Origin of the sequence: Enterococcus sp. 12C11_DIV0727 (assembly GCF_002148425.2) — a bacterium.
GTDB lineage: Bacteria > Bacillota > Bacilli > Lactobacillales > Enterococcaceae > Enterococcus_L > Enterococcus_L lemimoniae.
The window spans coordinates 2,329,603-2,346,879 of record NZ_CP147248.1 but is presented as its reverse complement, the minus strand read 5'-3'; the positions used below and the strand labels follow the sequence as shown (position 1 = coordinate 2,346,879).

The 17,277-nt window shown below is 37.2% G+C and carries 14 protein-coding genes; 7 read left to right on the top strand and 7 right to left on the bottom strand.

Annotation, left to right across the window (positions count from 1 at the left end; genetic code table 11):
* Positions 1-180 precede the first annotated feature (180 nt).
* Together mnmG and mnmE are read right to left on the bottom strand one after the other, a co-directional pair.
* On the bottom strand, positions 181-2,079 hold the full coding sequence (gene mnmG / locus A5866_RS11115; RefSeq protein ID WP_086445376.1) for a tRNA uridine-5-carboxymethylaminomethyl(34) synthesis enzyme MnmG: 1,899 nt from the start codon (positions 2,077-2,079) through the stop codon (positions 181-183).
* A 13-nt stretch (positions 2,080-2,092) separates the two neighbouring features.
* Positions 2,093-3,490 (bottom strand): tRNA uridine-5-carboxymethylaminomethyl(34) synthesis GTPase MnmE, encoded by a 1,398-nt coding sequence (gene mnmE, locus A5866_RS11110; RefSeq protein WP_086445377.1) that lies wholly within the window; start codon positions 3,488-3,490, stop codon positions 2,093-2,095.
* Positions 3,491-3,803: 313 nt separating this feature from the next.
* On the opposite strand from mnmE, the gene A5866_RS11105 reads away from it, so the two are divergent.
* Positions 3,804-4,145, top strand: a complete 342-nt coding sequence (locus A5866_RS11105; protein WP_086277641.1) for a hypothetical protein — start codon at positions 3,804-3,806, stop codon at positions 4,143-4,145.
* Between the two features lie 49 nt (positions 4,146-4,194).
* On the opposite strand, the gene A5866_RS11100 is transcribed toward A5866_RS11105, so the two are convergent.
* The 5 genes from A5866_RS11100 to rpmH form a co-directional block, all read right to left on the bottom strand.
* Entirely contained in the window at positions 4,195-4,362 is a 168-nt protein-coding gene (locus tag A5866_RS11100) for a hypothetical protein (RefSeq protein ID WP_176271371.1), read from the bottom strand.
* 331 nt (positions 4,363-4,693) lie between these two features.
* On the bottom strand, positions 4,694-5,464 hold the full coding sequence (gene jag / locus A5866_RS11095; RefSeq protein ID WP_086277642.1) for an RNA-binding cell elongation regulator Jag/EloR: 771 nt from the start codon (positions 5,462-5,464) through the stop codon (positions 4,694-4,696).
* Positions 5,465-5,479: 15 nt separating this feature from the next.
* Entirely contained in the window at positions 5,480-6,307 is an 828-nt protein-coding gene (locus tag A5866_RS11090) for a YidC/Oxa1 family membrane protein insertase (RefSeq protein ID WP_086277643.1), read from the bottom strand.
* A gap of 15 nt (positions 6,308-6,322) precedes the next feature.
* A complete protein-coding gene (rnpA, locus tag A5866_RS11085; RefSeq protein ID WP_086279660.1) occupies positions 6,323-6,661 on the bottom strand; it encodes a ribonuclease P protein component in 339 nt (112 codons plus the stop codon).
* Between the two features lie 533 nt (positions 6,662-7,194).
* Positions 7,195-7,329, bottom strand: a complete 135-nt coding sequence (rpmH, locus tag A5866_RS11080; protein WP_010762140.1) for a 50S ribosomal protein L34 — start codon at positions 7,327-7,329, stop codon at positions 7,195-7,197.
* Between the two features lie 749 nt (positions 7,330-8,078).
* Here rpmH and dnaA point away from each other — a divergent pair.
* From dnaA to gyrA, 6 genes are all read left to right on the top strand, one after another.
* The gene (gene dnaA, locus A5866_RS11075) at positions 8,079-9,422 is read left to right on the top strand and encodes a chromosomal replication initiator protein DnaA (RefSeq protein ID WP_086277644.1); all 1,344 of its coding nucleotides are present in this window, start codon (positions 8,079-8,081) and stop codon (positions 9,420-9,422) included.
* Between the two features lie 199 nt (positions 9,423-9,621).
* Positions 9,622-10,752 (top strand): DNA polymerase III subunit beta, encoded by a 1,131-nt coding sequence (gene dnaN / locus A5866_RS11070; protein ID WP_086277645.1) that lies wholly within the window; start codon positions 9,622-9,624, stop codon positions 10,750-10,752.
* Positions 10,753-11,341: 589 nt separating this feature from the next.
* Positions 11,342-11,584, top strand: a complete 243-nt coding sequence (gene yaaA / locus A5866_RS11065; protein ID WP_086277646.1) for a S4 domain-containing protein YaaA — start codon at positions 11,342-11,344, stop codon at positions 11,582-11,584.
* Positions 11,571-12,698, top strand: a complete 1,128-nt coding sequence (recF, locus tag A5866_RS11060) for a DNA replication/repair protein RecF (RefSeq protein WP_086445378.1) — start codon at positions 11,571-11,573, stop codon at positions 12,696-12,698. The genes yaaA and recF overlap by 14 nt, the downstream gene beginning before the upstream one ends.
* The gene (gene gyrB, locus A5866_RS11055) at positions 12,695-14,644 is read left to right on the top strand and encodes a DNA topoisomerase (ATP-hydrolyzing) subunit B (protein WP_086445379.1); all 1,950 of its coding nucleotides are present in this window, start codon (positions 12,695-12,697) and stop codon (positions 14,642-14,644) included. The genes recF and gyrB overlap by 4 nt, the downstream gene beginning before the upstream one ends.
* A gap of 20 nt (positions 14,645-14,664) precedes the next feature.
* A complete protein-coding gene (gene gyrA / locus A5866_RS11050; protein WP_086445380.1) occupies positions 14,665-17,187 on the top strand; it encodes a DNA gyrase subunit A in 2,523 nt (840 codons plus the stop codon).
* Positions 17,188-17,277: the final 90 nt, after the last annotated feature.

Below are 17,277 nucleotides of genomic sequence, written 5' to 3'. Positions count from 1 at the left end.
AAAATCTGTTACATTTATTTAGATAGCAATCATCAAATGTTTCACATGAAACAAAAAAGGAGGGAGCTTCGTTATGAGCTCCCTCCTTTTAACTATTATTCGGCTTGTTCGGTATTTTATGTCTATTACTAGTTACTATGTCATAGCGATGTTTTAAACGTAAACGAACTACATTCTTTTTTAAGATTGTACTTTCGCTATCTTCCCTTGTTCAATATAAACCATCAAAATCGAAACATCAGCCGGGTTCACTCCACTGATTCGGCTTGCTTGGGCAATTGTTTCTGGTTGGATTTTTTGTAATTTTTGTTTCGCTTCAGTTGCCAAACCGTTGATTGCAGAGTAGTCGATATTTTCTGGAATTCGTTTAGCTTCCATTCTTTTTAGTTTATCGACTTTTTCTAACGCTTTTTTGATATAGCCTTCATATTTTAGTTGAATTTCAACTTGCTCAATGACTTTATCATCCAACTCTACTTCAGAAGCGGGGATAAATTGGGTCACTTCATGATAGCTCATTTCTGGTCGCTTTAAGAAGTCTCCAGCTAAGACCCCATCTTTCAACGGAACAGAACCTTTTGCCTCTAAGAACGCTTGTACGTCCGCTGTAGGCTTCACTCTGACTGAATTCAATCGCGCGATTTCAGCCTCGACTGCTTTTTTCTTTTCAAGGTAAGCTGTATATTGTTCCTCTTTGACTAAACCAATTTCATGACCTTGTTCGGTTAAACGTAAATCGGCATTATCATGACGTAAAATCAAACGATATTCAGCTCTTGAAGTTAGCAAGCGATAAGGTTCATTCGTCCCTTTTGTCACCAAATCATCGATCATCACACCGATATAACCATCACTACGTTTCATCACAAATGGTTCTTTGCCTTGGACTTTAAGTGCTGCGTTGATCCCAGCAATCAATCCTTGTCCAGCAGCTTCTTCATAACCACTCGTACCATTGGTTTGTCCAGCTGTAAATAAGCTATCAATGACTTTTGTTTCTAAGGTTGGACGTAATTGATGTGGTACAACGACATCGTATTCGATCGCATAACCTGTGCGCATCATTTCAGCTTTTTCTAGACCTGCAATTGAATGGAGGATATCTGTTTGAACATCTTCTGGTAAGGAAGTTGACAAACCTTGGACATAGACTTCTTCTGTGTTCAATCCTTCTGGTTCTAAGAACAATTGATGACGAGGCTTATCAGAGAATCGAACGATTTTATCTTCGATTGATGGACAATAACGAGCCCCCACTCCTTCAACAATACCAGTAAACATCGGTGCACGATGTAGATTATCTTGAATGATTTCATGCGTTCCTTCATTCGTATACGTTAACCAACAAGAACGTTGCTCTAAATTATAAGCATCATCTGGCGTACTGAAACTAAAGTGATTCGGTTGCTCATCACCTGGTTGTTCTTCTGTGACAGAATAATCGATTGTACTAGATTTTACACGTGGCGGTGTCCCTGTTTTGAAACGATCCATTTCTAGTCCTAGTTCTTTTAAGTGATCCGCTAACCCAATCGATGGTAATGAATTATTGGGACCTGAAGAATATTTTAGTTCACCGATGATGATTTCACCACGAAGTGCTGTTCCAGCTGTGATGATCACGGCCTTACTTTGGTACTGTGCACCTGTTGTTGTGATAACGCCTTTGCAAATACCATCTTCTACAATCAAACGTTCCACGATACCTTGGCGTAATGATAGGTTATCGGTGCGTTCGATTGTGTGCTTCATTTCGGTAGCGTAAGCGTGTTTGTCCGCTTGGGCGCGCAAGGCTCGAACGGCCGGACCTTTTCCTGTGTTTAGCATCCGCATTTGGATGTATGTTTTGTCTATATTATGACCCATTTCACCACCCAGTGCATCGATTTCTCGCACAACGACGCCTTTAGCCGGTCCTCCTACAGAGGGGTTACATGGCATAAAGGCTACCATATCTAAATTAATTGTTAGAAGCAGGGTTTTACTGCCCATGCGAGCGGATGCTAAGGCGGCTTCTGATCCTGCATGACCTGCTCCAACTACGATTACGTCATAAGATTCTGCTTTAAATTGGTTCATCGACTCTTCCTTTCTATTTTCCTAAACAAAATTGACTGAATAATTGAGTGATCAGTTCGTCTTGAACACTGTCCCCGACAATCTCACCTAAATAGTCCCAACAGCGGGTCATATCCATTTGAACAAGATCCACTGGCATTCCAGCTTCAATTCCACGTATTACTTCGTCTAGTGCTATCGCAGCCTGATCTAGTAAAGCAATATGGCGAGTATTGGATACGTAGGTTGCATCTTTTTCTCCTGTTTGGCCGCCGAAAAATAAGTCTGCGATTTTTAATTCTAATTGTTCCATCCCCGTATTAGATAAAACGGATACTGGCAAAATTTCTTCGTCTTTCACAAGCTGTTTTAATGCTTCTCGATCTAGTTGTGAAGGTAAATCCATTTTATTTAGTAAGATCACACGTTTTAAGCCTTCGGTTGCAACTAATAGTTGACGGTCTTCTTCTGACAGTGGTTCATTCTGATTTAAAACCAGTAAAATCAAATCTGACTCCGCTAACGCTTTACGGCTGCGTTCTACCCCAATCCGCTCTACGATATCTTCTGTTTCTCTGATACCCGCTGTATCGATCAATTTTAGCGGTACACCACGAACATTGACATATTCTTCGATCACATCACGTGTTGTGCCTGCAATATCTGTAACGATTGCTTTTTCTTCACGTAGTAAATGGTTTAATAAGCTTGACTTTCCAACGTTTGGACGACCGATAATCGCCGTACTTAACCCTTCACGTAAAATTTTCCCTTGTTTAGCAGTTGTCAGTAAGCCTTCGATTTGGGCTTTAACAAAGCCTGCTTTTTCAAGTAATAATGTTGTTGTTAATTCTTCAACATCGTCATATTCAGGATAGTCGATATTTACCTCAACTTGGGCTAACGTTTCTAAAATTTCCTGTCTCAGTGAACGGATCAGAGTAGATAAATTTCCATCTAATTGATCTAATGCGACATGCATTGCCCGATCCGTTTTAGCTCGAATCAAGTCCATCACAGCTTCTGCTTGAGATAAGTCCATTCGACCATTTAAAAAGGCTCTTTTTGTAAATTCACCTGGTTCAGCTAAACGTGCACCTTCTCTTAAAAGTAGCTGTAATAATTGATTCACGACCACGATTCCACCGTGACAATTGATTTCAACTACATCTTCTCTAGTGAATGTTTTTGGAGCTCTCATCACAGAGACCATCACTTCATCGACCAAGCTGTTTTCTTTCGGATCAAGGATATGACCATAATGAATCGTGTGCGTCGGCACATCTAGTAATTGCTTACTGCCTGAACGATAAACCTTATCTGCAATAGTAATTGCGTGGTCTCCACTTAAGCGGACAATACTAATTGCTCCTTCGCCAGGAGGTGTTGAAATTGCGGCGATCGTATCAAATTCTAGCGTTATTTGTTGCATGATTGACTGAGTTCCTTTCGTTAATGGATTGAGCTGTTTTTCGCGTAATAATTACTACGTAAAATAACTCCTATCTTATTTCAAACTATGTATGCATCTATTTTTGGCTACAAAAAAAGCGCCCACTCCACCCCTATTTTTTCAGGTTGGATCTAGCACTTTCACTGCATCAATTCCTATTAATTTCTTGACATAGAATAGCATATTTTCTTATTTTTCGCAACATTATTTGTTTGCTATAAACGTTCGTTAACGTTGCATTTCTTCTAGTTTATCTTTAAAATAAACTTAATAATGCGAGGAGGTTCCTAAAATGAGACAAGCTAAAAGAGATGAGTTAAATGAGCAAGAATTAGAAAATCGTTTAAATGGAATCACATTATCTACAGGAAATGTCAACAAAAAGTATATCCTCCGTGATATTGTTTTTGCGACTGATCGAATTGAAACAGACTTATTTTCACCAGACGTCAACCCAAATGATGTGTTCAGCGGTGTTTACCGTCAGTTAAAAGTCATTGCCTTTGAATATGAAGCGGACGCGGTGATTAATTGTCATTTTGAAGAAAAATATGTGGAATACCAAGGAAAATGGGTCGTGGAAATATTTGCCTATGGCACTGTAGTTCAATTTACCCAAACGAATATTGGTTGATCAATCAAAGAAAAACGGGAAAAGTCTGTTAGCTTTTCCCGTTTTTTAATTAAACCATTGTATGAAACGCGCCAACTAGCATCCCGACAACAGGAACCAAGACCCAAACCCAACTTGCCCAAGCATCCTTATTTTCTTCTTTGATTGTAGCTAATTTTAGACGCAAGTTTTCATTTTCCAATTCTAATTCTTCAATTCTGTTTGTTTGATTATTCATAATGATTTCTCCTTGTTAGTTGATACCCTTATTATGCCGGAAAAATCCTGTGTTCGTTAGATTCATTTGTCATAAGCTCTTATGACTTTTGTCATATAAGCCTATTTTTTTAGACAAAATAAAAAACCTGATCCTAAAAGAACCAGGCTGGAAGAAGCACGAATGCTTCAACTACTTTATCATCGTATTTTGTACGTTGATAAGAATGATTTCGTTTAAAATATACTTTGTTTGACGGTATATGTCAATGTATTTTTTAGTAAAGTGATCCAATCTAAACAAAAAATCTCCCTTTAAAAAAATACTTTTTAAAGGGAGATTTTTATTTGTATTAGTAATATTTTTTCACAGGTTCAACGACTAAATAGCGGTATGGTTCGTCGCCTTCTGAATGTGTTTTGATATGATCGTCTTTGCTTAATGTAAAATGGATTTGCTTTCTTTCAAATGCTGGCATTGGTTCTAAGAAAACGGGACGACCTGTTTGCTTCACTTTTTCGGCCGTTCTTTCTGCCAAGCGTTGTAGGATTGCTTGCCGTTTTTCACGGTAATCACCAACATTTACTACTACAGATAATTTATTCTCTGCAACACGATGAACGAATACTTGCGCTAAATATTGCATGGCATTTAAGACTTTACCATGTTTTCCAATCAAGATTCCTTGTTTGTCGGTATCCAAATGGAAAACCAACAAACCATCTTTACGTTCTAAACGGACTAAAGCAGGTGCATTTAATTCTTTTGAAATTTTTGTTAAATACATTGCTAGTTCTGTGATTGCGTCTTCATCTGCTAAGTTTTCCAAGACCTTTGATTCAGAGGAATCAGATTTAGAAGCTAGTAATTCTTCAACAGCTGTTTCAGTTTTTACTTCCTCATCTGTCACAATGATATCTTCAACTGTTTCGGCAACTGCTTCAGCGATTTGTTCACTAACAGTTGGCTCGATCGATACTTGAGCTAATTTCTTACCAAAGCCCAAAAAACCTTTTTTAGCATCTGCGATCACATTGATCTCTACTTCTTCTTTTGACAAATTCAGTGCGTGCAACCCTTTAGTTGTTGCTTCTTCAATTGTGTTTCCCTCATAAACCGGCATCTGGAAAACCTCCTTTTATTTTTTCTTATTTTTTTTCTTAGGATTCATTGCTTTCTTCAATGCACGTTCGCGTTCTTTTACTTGTCTTTCAGCTTCTGCACGTTCTCTACGAATCTTGAATGGATTATTGATCAATAATGTTTGACCTACTTGGAATGCGTTAGAAACTACCCAATAAAGCGATAATCCACTAGCTAAACTCATACCCATAACAAAGATCATAACAGGCATGACAAAATTCATGATTTTCAATGAAGCATTTGATTCGATCTGGCTCATGCTTGTTAAATAAGTGCTAGCAAAGGTAAAGACTGCCGCAAGGATCGGTAAAATCAGATATGGATCGGGTTGTCCTAGGTTCAACCATAAGAAACTACCTTGCTTCAATTCTGGTACACGAGAAATCGACTGATAAAGTGCCATCATGATCGGCATTTGGATCAATAATGGTAAACAGCCTGCATAAGGGTTTACATTATTTTCAGCATATAGTTTTTGTTGTTCTTCACGGAATAAACGTTGTGTTTCCGGATCTTTTGATGAATATTGTTTTTGCAGCGCTTTTAATTTAGGTTGTAATTCTTGTGTTTTGCGCATACTTTTTGTTTGGAAATGCATCAATGGTAATAAAATAATCCGAATCACTAATGTAAATAGGATAATCCCAATACCAGTATTTGCCGAAATGGATAAAAATTTGATCGCTTCAGCGAAATAATAGACAATGTAGCGGTCCCAAATTCCTGTACTGCTCTCGTTAATCGGGGCGGTTCCACAGGCAGACAGCACAAAAACAAGTGTAACTAGACCTGCCATCAATAATAAGCGTTTATACTTCTTCACAAAACTGTTCCTCTCTTATTTCAAAATTTTTGCAAGTTTTAACACATGGATCACGTTACTATGGATTTCTTCCGATGTTAACTTGTCAACACCAGGTCTTGCGATAATAATAAAATCACAAGTCGGATCAATCGATTCTTTTAACTGGTAAATCGATGTACGAATTTTACGCTTAACAGCATTTCTGACAACAGCATTCCCGATTTTTTTCCCTACGGAAATTCCTACTCGAAAATGCTTTTGTTCTGGTTTTTCCAATACATAAACAACAAATCTACGATTGGCACAAGAACGTTTATGCTGAAAGACTGCTTGAAATTCTTTTTCTTTTTTTACTCTATAGGATTTCTTCATCTGCATCCCTTTGTTTCTTTCTATCTTTCTTTTTTACTCACTCTACAATAATAGCATATTTCGGTCATTTTTTATCAAAATTAAGGGAAAATATCTAGAGATTTTGCGAATCATGACTCTAAATTCATATAGTATCATTTTTCTGATCTTTTTTCACTTTATTTTATGGGATTATGATATTTTCCGAGGTTGATTCGTTTTTAGAGAATGGTTGTTGTTGATTTTTCCGGCTGATTTAATTGCTATGTTTTTGGTTACTACTATAATAATGATGTTTATAGTGTTTCAAAATAAGAGCTCTATCTTGAGCTGTATATTTAGTCTCACTTTCTTTCTGGATTTAGGTTTTCGTGATTCTCTAGTTGGGAAACTTCGCTCACTGCGTTCGCCAAGTATTATGAATCACCATGACTGGCTCCAACAGAATGGATGATTCACAACAAAAGAACCCTTTATTATTTCCACACATACATTGTGAAGATAATAAAGGGTTCTTAGTTTGAACTTGATTCGTTATTTAAAGTCAACATACATTATGCTGAAATAACTTTTCTGCCTTTACGACGTCTGCTCGCTAATACGTTGCGACCATTTTTTGTGCTCATGCGTTTACGGAAACCGTGAACTTTTTGACGTTTGCGTTTGTTTGGTTGATACGTTCTTTTCATCTCTTGTTCCACCTCCTGAAATTGTAACTATCCATCAATACATAGACATACTTTGATAGTATACCTAGTATTAGGTCCTTTTGTCAATAAATTTTCTGGAATTAATTTTCCTTCTTTGCTAAATAAGTTATCCACAAAAAGAAAAAAGTTAGGGATAACTTGTGGATAGTTTTTTTTTGTGAATCGTTCATTTTTAGTTTTCGTTAGACTTTTGCACAAAAAAACAGGGTGTTTAAAAGTTATACACATCCGTTTTGAAAATTGTGTATAACTTTCAAAAAAGCCTGTGTTCCGTGGTTTATTTTTGCAGAATCTGTTGTGGATAAATAAATTTAATCAGAGAAATCCACGGTTTACTTTCGCTTTGTGGATAAGTTTATCACCCTCTGTGAATTTTTTTTCCACAATTCACAATTTGCCTGTGGAAAAAGTTCTGAAAAAATGCTAAAATTCTATTTGCTTATCTATTTATATTTGTTCTGCTTTTTTATATAGAAAAAATTTATTTAGCTTTATGAGCTTTTATGTTGAAACATGCCAAAAACACAACGAAGAAATGAGTTGATGTTGAATGATACACGGTGAAACAAAGTAGAACGTTATTACCATATGTTATCTAGCTACATGGGCTAACTCTTCGGGAAAAAGATAAAAATAGTTTGTGGTAAAAAACACCACAATCGATTTTTCCTATTTTCCTCTCAGAGTTGAACGAGCCCGCTACGCTTTTATATTAAGGAGGTCACCATATGCCCGATATGGAAAGTTTCTGGAAAGATCTAGAAGATACTTACCAATCTGTTTTGTCCGCACCAAGTTTTGATGCATGGATAAAAACAACGCAACCGCTAAAGTTGGAGAATAACCAGTTATGGTTAGAGGTTCCTTCTGCTGTTCATAAAGACTATTGGGAAAAGAATTTAGCCGCAAAAATTGTTGAAACTGGCTTTAAATTAACTGGTGCTGAAGTGATGCCTCATTTTGTGGTTACTGGCGAAAAAGAAACGATCCCGGTTCAAGAAGAAAAAAAAGCCCCTGTGACACAAGAAAAAATTGCTGAACATGGGAAAAAAGCTTTATTGAATCCGAAGTATTCTTTTGACACATTCGTTATCGGAAAAGGAAATCAAATGGCACATGCTGCAGCATTAGTTGTAGCAGAAGATCCTGGTTCTATTTACAATCCACTATTCTTTTATGGTGGTGTTGGTCTTGGAAAAACCCATTTGATGCATGCTATTGGTCACCAAATGCTGCAAAATCGCCCCGATGCCAAAGTGAAATACGTCAGTAGCGAAACATTCACCAATGAATTCATCAATTCGATCCAAACGAAAAATTCAGAACAATTTCGTAAAGAATATCGAAATGTTGATCTGTTACTAGTTGATGATATTCAGTTTTTAGCTGAAAAAGAAGCAACTTTAGAAGAATTTTTCCATACCTTCAATGATTTGTATAATGAAAATAAACAAATCGTACTAACGAGTGATCGACCACCAAATGATATCCCGAAATTACCAGAACGTTTAGTTTCTCGTTTTGCTTGGGGATTGTCAGTCGACATCACACCACCTGATTTAGAGACCCGAATTGCAATTTTACGGAAAAAAGCAGATGCAGAACGACTGGAGATACCTGACGATACGCTAAGCTATATTGCAGGTCAGATCGATTCCAATATCCGTGAATTAGAAGGCGCTCTGGTTAGAGTTCAAGCCTTTGCAACGATCAATGGTGAAGATATTACAACTAGCCTTGCAGCTGATGCACTTAAATCTTTAAAATCTGTCGGCAGCCAAAATCATCTATCCATTTTACAAATTCAAGAAGAAGTGGCAAAGTATTACCATATTCAATTAAAAGATCTCAAGGGCAAAAAACGCGTTAAATCGATCGTTGTTCCTAGACAAATCTCAATGTATCTTTCTAGAGAAATGACCGATAACTCGCTACCAAAAATTGGTGCCGAATTTGGCGGAAAAGATCATACAACAGTGATTCATGCTCATGAAAAAATCCAGCAATTAATGGAAAAAGATCCCACGATCCAAAAAGAAGTTGGGGAAATCAAAAACTTGCTTAATTCATAGCCTGTGGATAAAAAAGCAGAAAAGTAAAAAGTTTTCCACAAGTTATACACAGGTGGAAAACTCCTATTTCATTTCGTTTTCTGACTTTTCCACAGAATTAACAGGACCTACTACTTTTATTATTTATTTATATATAAATACAAAACTGTCTCAGTAAAATTTATGCTTTTAAAATCAATTAAAAAGGAGTTCATTTATTATGAAATTAACCGTAAAAAGAAATACATTTTTACAAGAATTGCAAACTGTTCAAAGAGCCATTTCTTCTAAAACAACGATTCCCATTTTAACAGGTGTAAAAATCGTTTTAACCGACGAAGGTCTGTCGTTAACAGGTAGCAATGCCGATATTTCGATTGAAAGTTTTTTAAGTAAAGAAGACGAAAAAGCTCAAATGACGATCGAGTCAACAGGTAGTATCGTTTTACAAGCTCGTTTCTTTGGTGAAATCATCCGCAAATTACCTGAAGACATGTTCACATTAGAAGTATTGGACAACAATCAAGTCGCAATTACTTCAGGGAAAGCTGATTTTACTGTTAATGGGTTGGATGCAGATAATTATCCACACCTTCCTGTAATCGATGCTAAAAATCAAATTCAATTACCTGTTCACCTGTTGACAAAAATTATCAATGAAACAGGATTTGCTGTATCACTTCATGAAAGTCGTCCAATTTTGACTGGAGTTCATTTTATTTTAGACGATCAAAAATTATTAGCTGTTGCGACTGACTCCCATCGTTTAAGTCAACGGATCATTCCGATCGAACAAGCAGCTGAGAATTTCAATATTGTGATTCCAGGAAAAAGCTTGACTGAGCTTTCTCGTTCATTTACCAATGAAGAAGAAATGGTTGAAATTAGTATCATGGAAAACCAAGTATTGTTTAAAACACAGAATATGTATTTCTATTCTCGTTTGTTGGAAGGAAATTATCCTGATACAAATCGTTTGATCCCAACAAGCTTTAATACAGAAATCGATTTTTATGTTCCAGAATTACTATCTGCTATCGACCGTGCTTCTTTGTTGTCACATGAAGGTCGTAATAATATCGTTCGTTTAGCAATTGCTTCTGACTCAGTTGTTCTTTATGGAAATTCTCCAGAAATAGGGAAAGTAGAAGAGCCACTAAGCTATGAAAAAGTAACTGGTGATCCGTTGGAAATTTCTTTCAATCCAGATTATATGAAAGATGCTCTGCGTGCTTTTGGTGATATGAGTATCACAGTCAAATTTATTTCTGCGATTCGTCCATTTACTTTGGAACCAACAGAAACTGATTTAGACTTTATTCAATTGATTACGCCAGTTCGTACGAATTAAAAAAAAGAGTGTATGAAAACCTGCATTTTAGGTTTTCATACACTCTTTTTCTTATTTTAGCTAATGCGAGAAAAAAATACTCACCTAAAATTAGCTTTATTCATCTAATTTTTCATTTTGCTCCTCCTATAATAAGTCATCAGCAAGCTTTTCATATCTAACTTCAAAACGTCTCTTCCAGTACCTGTTAAAGTATAAACTCGTCGGTGCTTATCTTCACCAGATATTTCACGTATCCATTTTTGTTTTAATAGATTCTCAGTTGATTCATACATACCCACCTTTATATAGAATCGAATTGTATATGTCAATTGCTATTTTAAATAAATTAACGCTTGTGGAATTTTAGAATAGGAACATTTGTCTATTTATTTAACTAAATTGAAAACACTAAAAAAAATTTCTTTAGCCCAAACTCACAAATTTCTCCTTAAAATGCATTTTAAGCCTTTTTTAATCGTTAGAATATTTTTTGTCGATTAGATTCAAAATTGCTTAGAAAGAAAATTAGACGGATAAATTTGTTTTTTGACGTAAAAAAGAGTATAATATTAAGAGTAAAAGTGAAAACAAAAAAGAGGGATGCATTTTGAAAAAGACGATTGTTTTAGAAACTGACTACATGACACTAGGTCAAGTCTTAAAAGAAGTCGACGTTATCAGTAGCGGCGGTGCTGCTAAGTGGTACTTAGCTGAGAATAGTGTTTTTGTGGATGGGGAATTAGAGAATCGCCGCGGTAGAAAATTATACGCCGGTATGATGCTCGAGATACCTGAAGAAGGTACTTTTTTTATGGCCAAAAAAGGCGAGGTAGTCGATGAGACTGAATAAAATCGAGGTACAGCATTATCGTAATTATGATGGGCTGACCTTAGATTTTCCTAAAACACTAAATATTTTCTTGGGGGAAAATGCACAAGGTAAGACGAACCTTTTAGAAAGTATTTATGTTTTAGCCATGACACGTAGCCACCGAACTAGTAACGAAAAAGAACTGGTTCATTGGGATTCCGATTCGGCTAGAATTAGTGGTGTCATCGAAAAGAAGACAGGGACCGTACCATTGGAAATCATTATTTCCAATAAAGGCCGCAAGACCAAAGTCAATCATATTGAACAAAAACGTTTGAGTTCGTATATTGGTCAGCTAAATGTCATTTTATTTGCGCCGGAAGATTTATCGTTAGTTAAAGGCTCACCCCAATTACGTCGAAAGTTTATCGACATGGAATTAGGCCAAGTCAATCCGATTTATCTATATGATCTCGTTCAATATCAGTCTGTTTTAAAACAACGTAATCAATATTTGAAACAATTAGCTGAAAAAAAACAGTCAGATCATATTTATTTAGATATTTTGACGGAACAATTGGCGGAATTCGGTGGAAAAGTATTATTTGCCCGTCTAGAATTTATCAAAAAATTAGAGCACTGGGCTAATTTACTTCATAAAAAAATCAGCCATGAAAAAGAAGAATTAGCGATCGACTATTTTTCAAGTATCCCACTAGATAAAGAAAATTTTTCACTAGAAGAGATCCAAAAGCAATTGCTGCAGAGTCTACTTGATAGCCGAAAACGAGAATTGTTTAAGGCGAATACTTTTTTAGGTCCTCATCGAGATGACCTGATTTTTAATGTAAATGGACAAAATGTCCAGACGTATGGTTCACAAGGACAGCAAAGAACCACGGCTCTTAGCGTAAAGCTTGCGGAAATTGATTTAATGTATTCAGAAACAGGAGAATATCCTGTCTTGTTATTGGATGATGTCATGAGTGAGTTAGATAATGAACGACAATTGCACCTGCTAGAAACGATTGAAGGAAAGGTTCAAACTTTTTTAACCACAACCAGTTTGGATCATTTAAACAATAAATTAACTGTTGAACCAGACATATTTTATGTTCATCAGGGAGAGATAGAGAGGGAAGCAACTATATGACAGAAGAAGAAAAGAATATGAAAGAACGTGCCCAAGAATATGATGCCAGTCAGATTCAGGTATTAGAAGGTCTTGAAGCTGTTCGTAAGCGTCCTGGTATGTACATAGGATCGACGAGTTCAGAAGGTTTACACCACTTAGTTTGGGAGATCGTGGATAATTCCATCGATGAAGCGTTAGCTGGTTTTGCGTCAAGTATCCAAGTTGTAATTGAAGAGGATAACAGTATTACAGTTGTCGATGATGGTCGAGGAATCCCGGTTGGTATTCAAGCTAAAACAGGTCGTCCAGCAGTAGAAACAGTCTTTACCGTTCTCCATGCCGGAGGAAAATTCGGTGGTGGCGGATACAAAGTTTCTGGCGGGCTTCACGGGGTAGGTTCTTCCGTTGTTAATGCACTATCAACAACATTAGACGTAAAAGTCTACAAAGAAGGCAAAATCTATTATCAAGAATTCCATCAAGGTGCTGTTAAAGACGATTTAAAAGTGATCGGTGATACAGACCGTCATGGGACAACGGTTCACTTTGTTCCAGATCCAGAAATCTTTACAGAAACAACGATTTTTAACTTCGATAAATTAGCAACACGTGTGAGAGAATTAGCATTCTTGAACAAAGGTTTAAAAATCTCGATCGAAGATAAACGTGAAGAAAAACCTGTCTTAAAAGAGTATCACTACGAAGGTGGGATCAAGAGCTATGTTGAGCATTTAAATGCCAATAAGGATGTTTTATTCCCAGAGCCCGTTTTCATTGAAGGGGAACAACAAGACATTATTGTAGAAGTTTCTATGCAATATACGGATGGCTACCATACTAACTTATTAAGTTTCGCTAACAACATTCATACGTATGAAGGTGGAACCCATGAATCAGGTTTTAAAACGTCATTAACGCGTGTAATCAATGATTATGCTCGTAAACAAAAGATCATGAAAGAAAATGACGAAAACCTAACAGGGGAAGATGTTCGTGAAGGTTTAACAGCAGTTATTTCTATCAAACATCCAGAACCTCAATTTGAAGGACAAACTAAAACTAAATTAGGAAATTCAGAAGTTCGTACGGTTACAGACCGTTTATTCTCTGAGTATTTCAATAAATTCTTGATGGAAAACCCAACAGTTGGGAAACAAATCGTAGAAAAAGGTCTACTTGCGTCAAAAGCCCGAATGGCTGCTAAACGAGCACGCGAAGTAACCCGTCGTAAAGGTGCCCTTGAAATCAGTAATTTACCTGGTAAATTAGCCGATTGTTCAAGTAAAGAACCTGAAAAATGCGAAATTTTCATCGTCGAAGGGGATTCAGCCGGCGGTTCAGCAAAACAAGGTCGTAGCCGTGAATTCCAAGCGATTTTACCGATTCGTGGGAAAATCCTAAACGTTGAAAAAGCCAGCATGGATAAAATTTTAGCGAATGAAGAAATTCGTTCACTATTTACAGCGATGGGAACAGGTTTTGGTGCTGATTTTGATGTATCGAAAGCGCGTTACCACAAATTAGTAATTATGACCGATGCCGATGTCGATGGTGCACATATTCGTACACTATTGTTGACGTTGTTCTATCGTTTCATGCGCCCTGTTGTTGAAGCAGGTTATGTTTATATTGCTCAACCACCTTTATATGGAGTCAAACAAGGAAAAAATATCACGTACGTTCAACCAGGGAAAAATGCTGAAGAAGAATTGGCTCAAATTTTGGCCTCTCTACCAGCTAGTCCAAAACCAAGTGTTCAGCGTTATAAAGGTCTTGGGGAAATGGATGACCATCAATTATGGGAAACAACCATGGATCCTGAAAGACGTTTAATGTCACGTGTCAGCATTGATGATGCGATTGAAGCCGATCAAATTTTTGAAATGCTGATGGGAGACCGCGTTGAACCACGCCGAGCATTTATTGAAGAAAATGCCCATTACGTGAAAAATCTAGATATTTAATTAAAGAAGGAGATAGATTCATGAGTGAAGAAATGAAAGAGAACATTCAAGACGTCAATCTGACCAGTGAAATGAAAGAATCCTTCATTGATTATGCGATGAGCGTTATTGTAGCTCGTGCGCTACCAGATGTTCGTGATGGGTTAAAACCAGTTCACCGCCGTATTTTATATGGAATGAATGAACTAGGTGTGACACCTGACAAACCGCATAAGAAATCGGCCCGTGTTGTAGGGGACGTAATGGGTAAATATCACCCGCATGGTGACTCGTCAATTTATGAAGCCATGGTTCGTATGGCGCAACCATTTAGCTACCGTAGTATGTTAGTTGATGGGCATGGAAACTTTGGTTCTGTCGATGGCGATGGAGCAGCTGCAATGCGGTATACCGAAGCAAGAATGAGTAAGATTGCTTTGGAAATGTTGCGTGATATCAATAAAAATACAGTTGATTTCCACGGAAACTATGATGACTCTGAACAAGAGCCAGATGTATTACCAGCGCGTTTCCCTAACCTTTTAGTTAACGGAACAACAGGGATCGCGGTAGGGATGGCAACCAATATTCCACCTCATAACTTAGCTGAAGTAATCGAAGCAACTAGCTTACTGATGGAAAACCCAGATGTTACAACCAATGAATTGATGGAAGTATTACCTGGACCTGACTTCCCTACAGGTGGTTTAGTCATGGGGAAATCTGGTATCCGTCGTGCTTACGAAACTGGGCGTGGTTCGATCACTGTTCGTGCTAAAGTTGAGATCGTTGATATGCCGAATGGTAAAGAGCGTATCTTAGTATCAGAATTACCTTATATGGTCAATAAAGCTCGTTTGATTGAGCGGATTTCAGAATTACATCGTGAAAAACGAATTGAAGGAATCACAGATTTACGTGATGAGTCCTCTCGTGAAGGAATGCGTATCGTAATCGATGTGCGTCGTGATGTTAGTGCTTCTGTTATTTTGAATAACTTATATAAGATGACAGCATTACAAACCTCTTTTGGTTTTAATATGTTGGCAATCGAAAAAGGCGTTCCAAAAATTTTAAGTCTAAAAGAAATTCTTGAAAATTATATCGAACACCAAAAAGAAGTGATCACACGCCGTACGGAATTTGATAAGAAAAAAGCAGAAGCTCGTGCTCATATCTTAGAAGGATTACGAATTGCTTTAGACCACATTGATGAGATTATTTCAATCATCCGTGGCTCAAATTCAGATGATGAAGCAAAATCATCATTGATTGAACGATTCGAGTTTTCAGATCGCCAAGCACAAGCGATTTTAGACATGCGTCTACGTCGTTTAACAGGTTTGGAACGTGATAAAATCGAGAATGAATACCAAGAATTATTGAAATTCATTGCTGATTTAAATGATATCTTAGCTCGTCCAGAACGTGTTGTTGAAATCATTAAAACAGAATTAGGTGACATTCGTGATAAATATGGCGATGCTCGTCGTACTGAATTATTAGTCGGTGAAGTTTTAAGTTTAGAAGACGAAGACTTGATCGAAGAAGCTGAAGTTGTGATTACGTTAACGAATAATGGCTATATCAAACGTGTAGCAAACAGCGAATTTAGAGCACAGCGCCGTGGTGGTCGTGGTGTTCAAGGAATGGGTGTTCATGATGATGATTTCGTGAAAAATCTAGTTTCTTGTTCAACTCACGATACGTTACTATTCTTTACGAATAACGGAAAAGTTTACCGTGCTAAAGGATATGAAATTCCAGAATACGGTAGAACAGCCAAAGGAATTCCTGTAATCAATATGCTAGGAATTGATTCTAGTGAGAAGATTCAAGCGATCATTGCTGTTGAAGGACAAGCAGAAGAAGGACATTATCTATTCTTCACGACCCGTAAAGGTACGGTTAAACGTACAGCTGTTAAAGCATTCTCTAATATTAGAAGTAATGGTTTGATTGCAATCGGTCTAAAAGAAGAAGATGAACTAGTCAACGTCGTTTTAACTAACGGTGAACAAAACATGATCATCGGAACACACAATGGTTATTCTGTGACGTTTGCTGAAACAGCCGTTCGTGATATGGGTCGTACTGCCTCAGGTGTACGTGGTATTCGTCTAAGAGAAGATGATTACGTCGTAGGAGCCTCTCTATTGGACGCTGACACAGAAGTATTAGTGTTGACGGAAAATGGTTACGGTAAGCGGACAAAAGCCTCTGAGTACCCTGTGAAGGGCCGTGGCGGTAAAGGAATCAAGACAGCCAATATTACAGCGAAGAATGGTCCATTAGCAGGACTTACAACTGTTCGTGGTGATGAAGATATTCTAGTAATCACTAATAAAGGTGTCATTATTCGTTTCAATGTTGATTCAGTTTCTCAAACAGGACGTGCAACACTAGGGGTTCGTTTGATGAGAATGGAAGAAGACGCAAAAGTGGTGACGATGGCAGTTGTTGAGCCGGAGCCAGATGAAATCGTTGAGGAAGTTGAAGGTGTGGAAGTCGTTACTGAAACTGAAACTGAAACGCCAGAAACAGACACAACAACAGAAGAATAAATAAGAAAGAACATTTCAGCGAGACGCTGAGATGTTCTTTTTTATTTATCGTTGGTAAATTCGAAAAAAATATAATATCGTTTTTGTTTT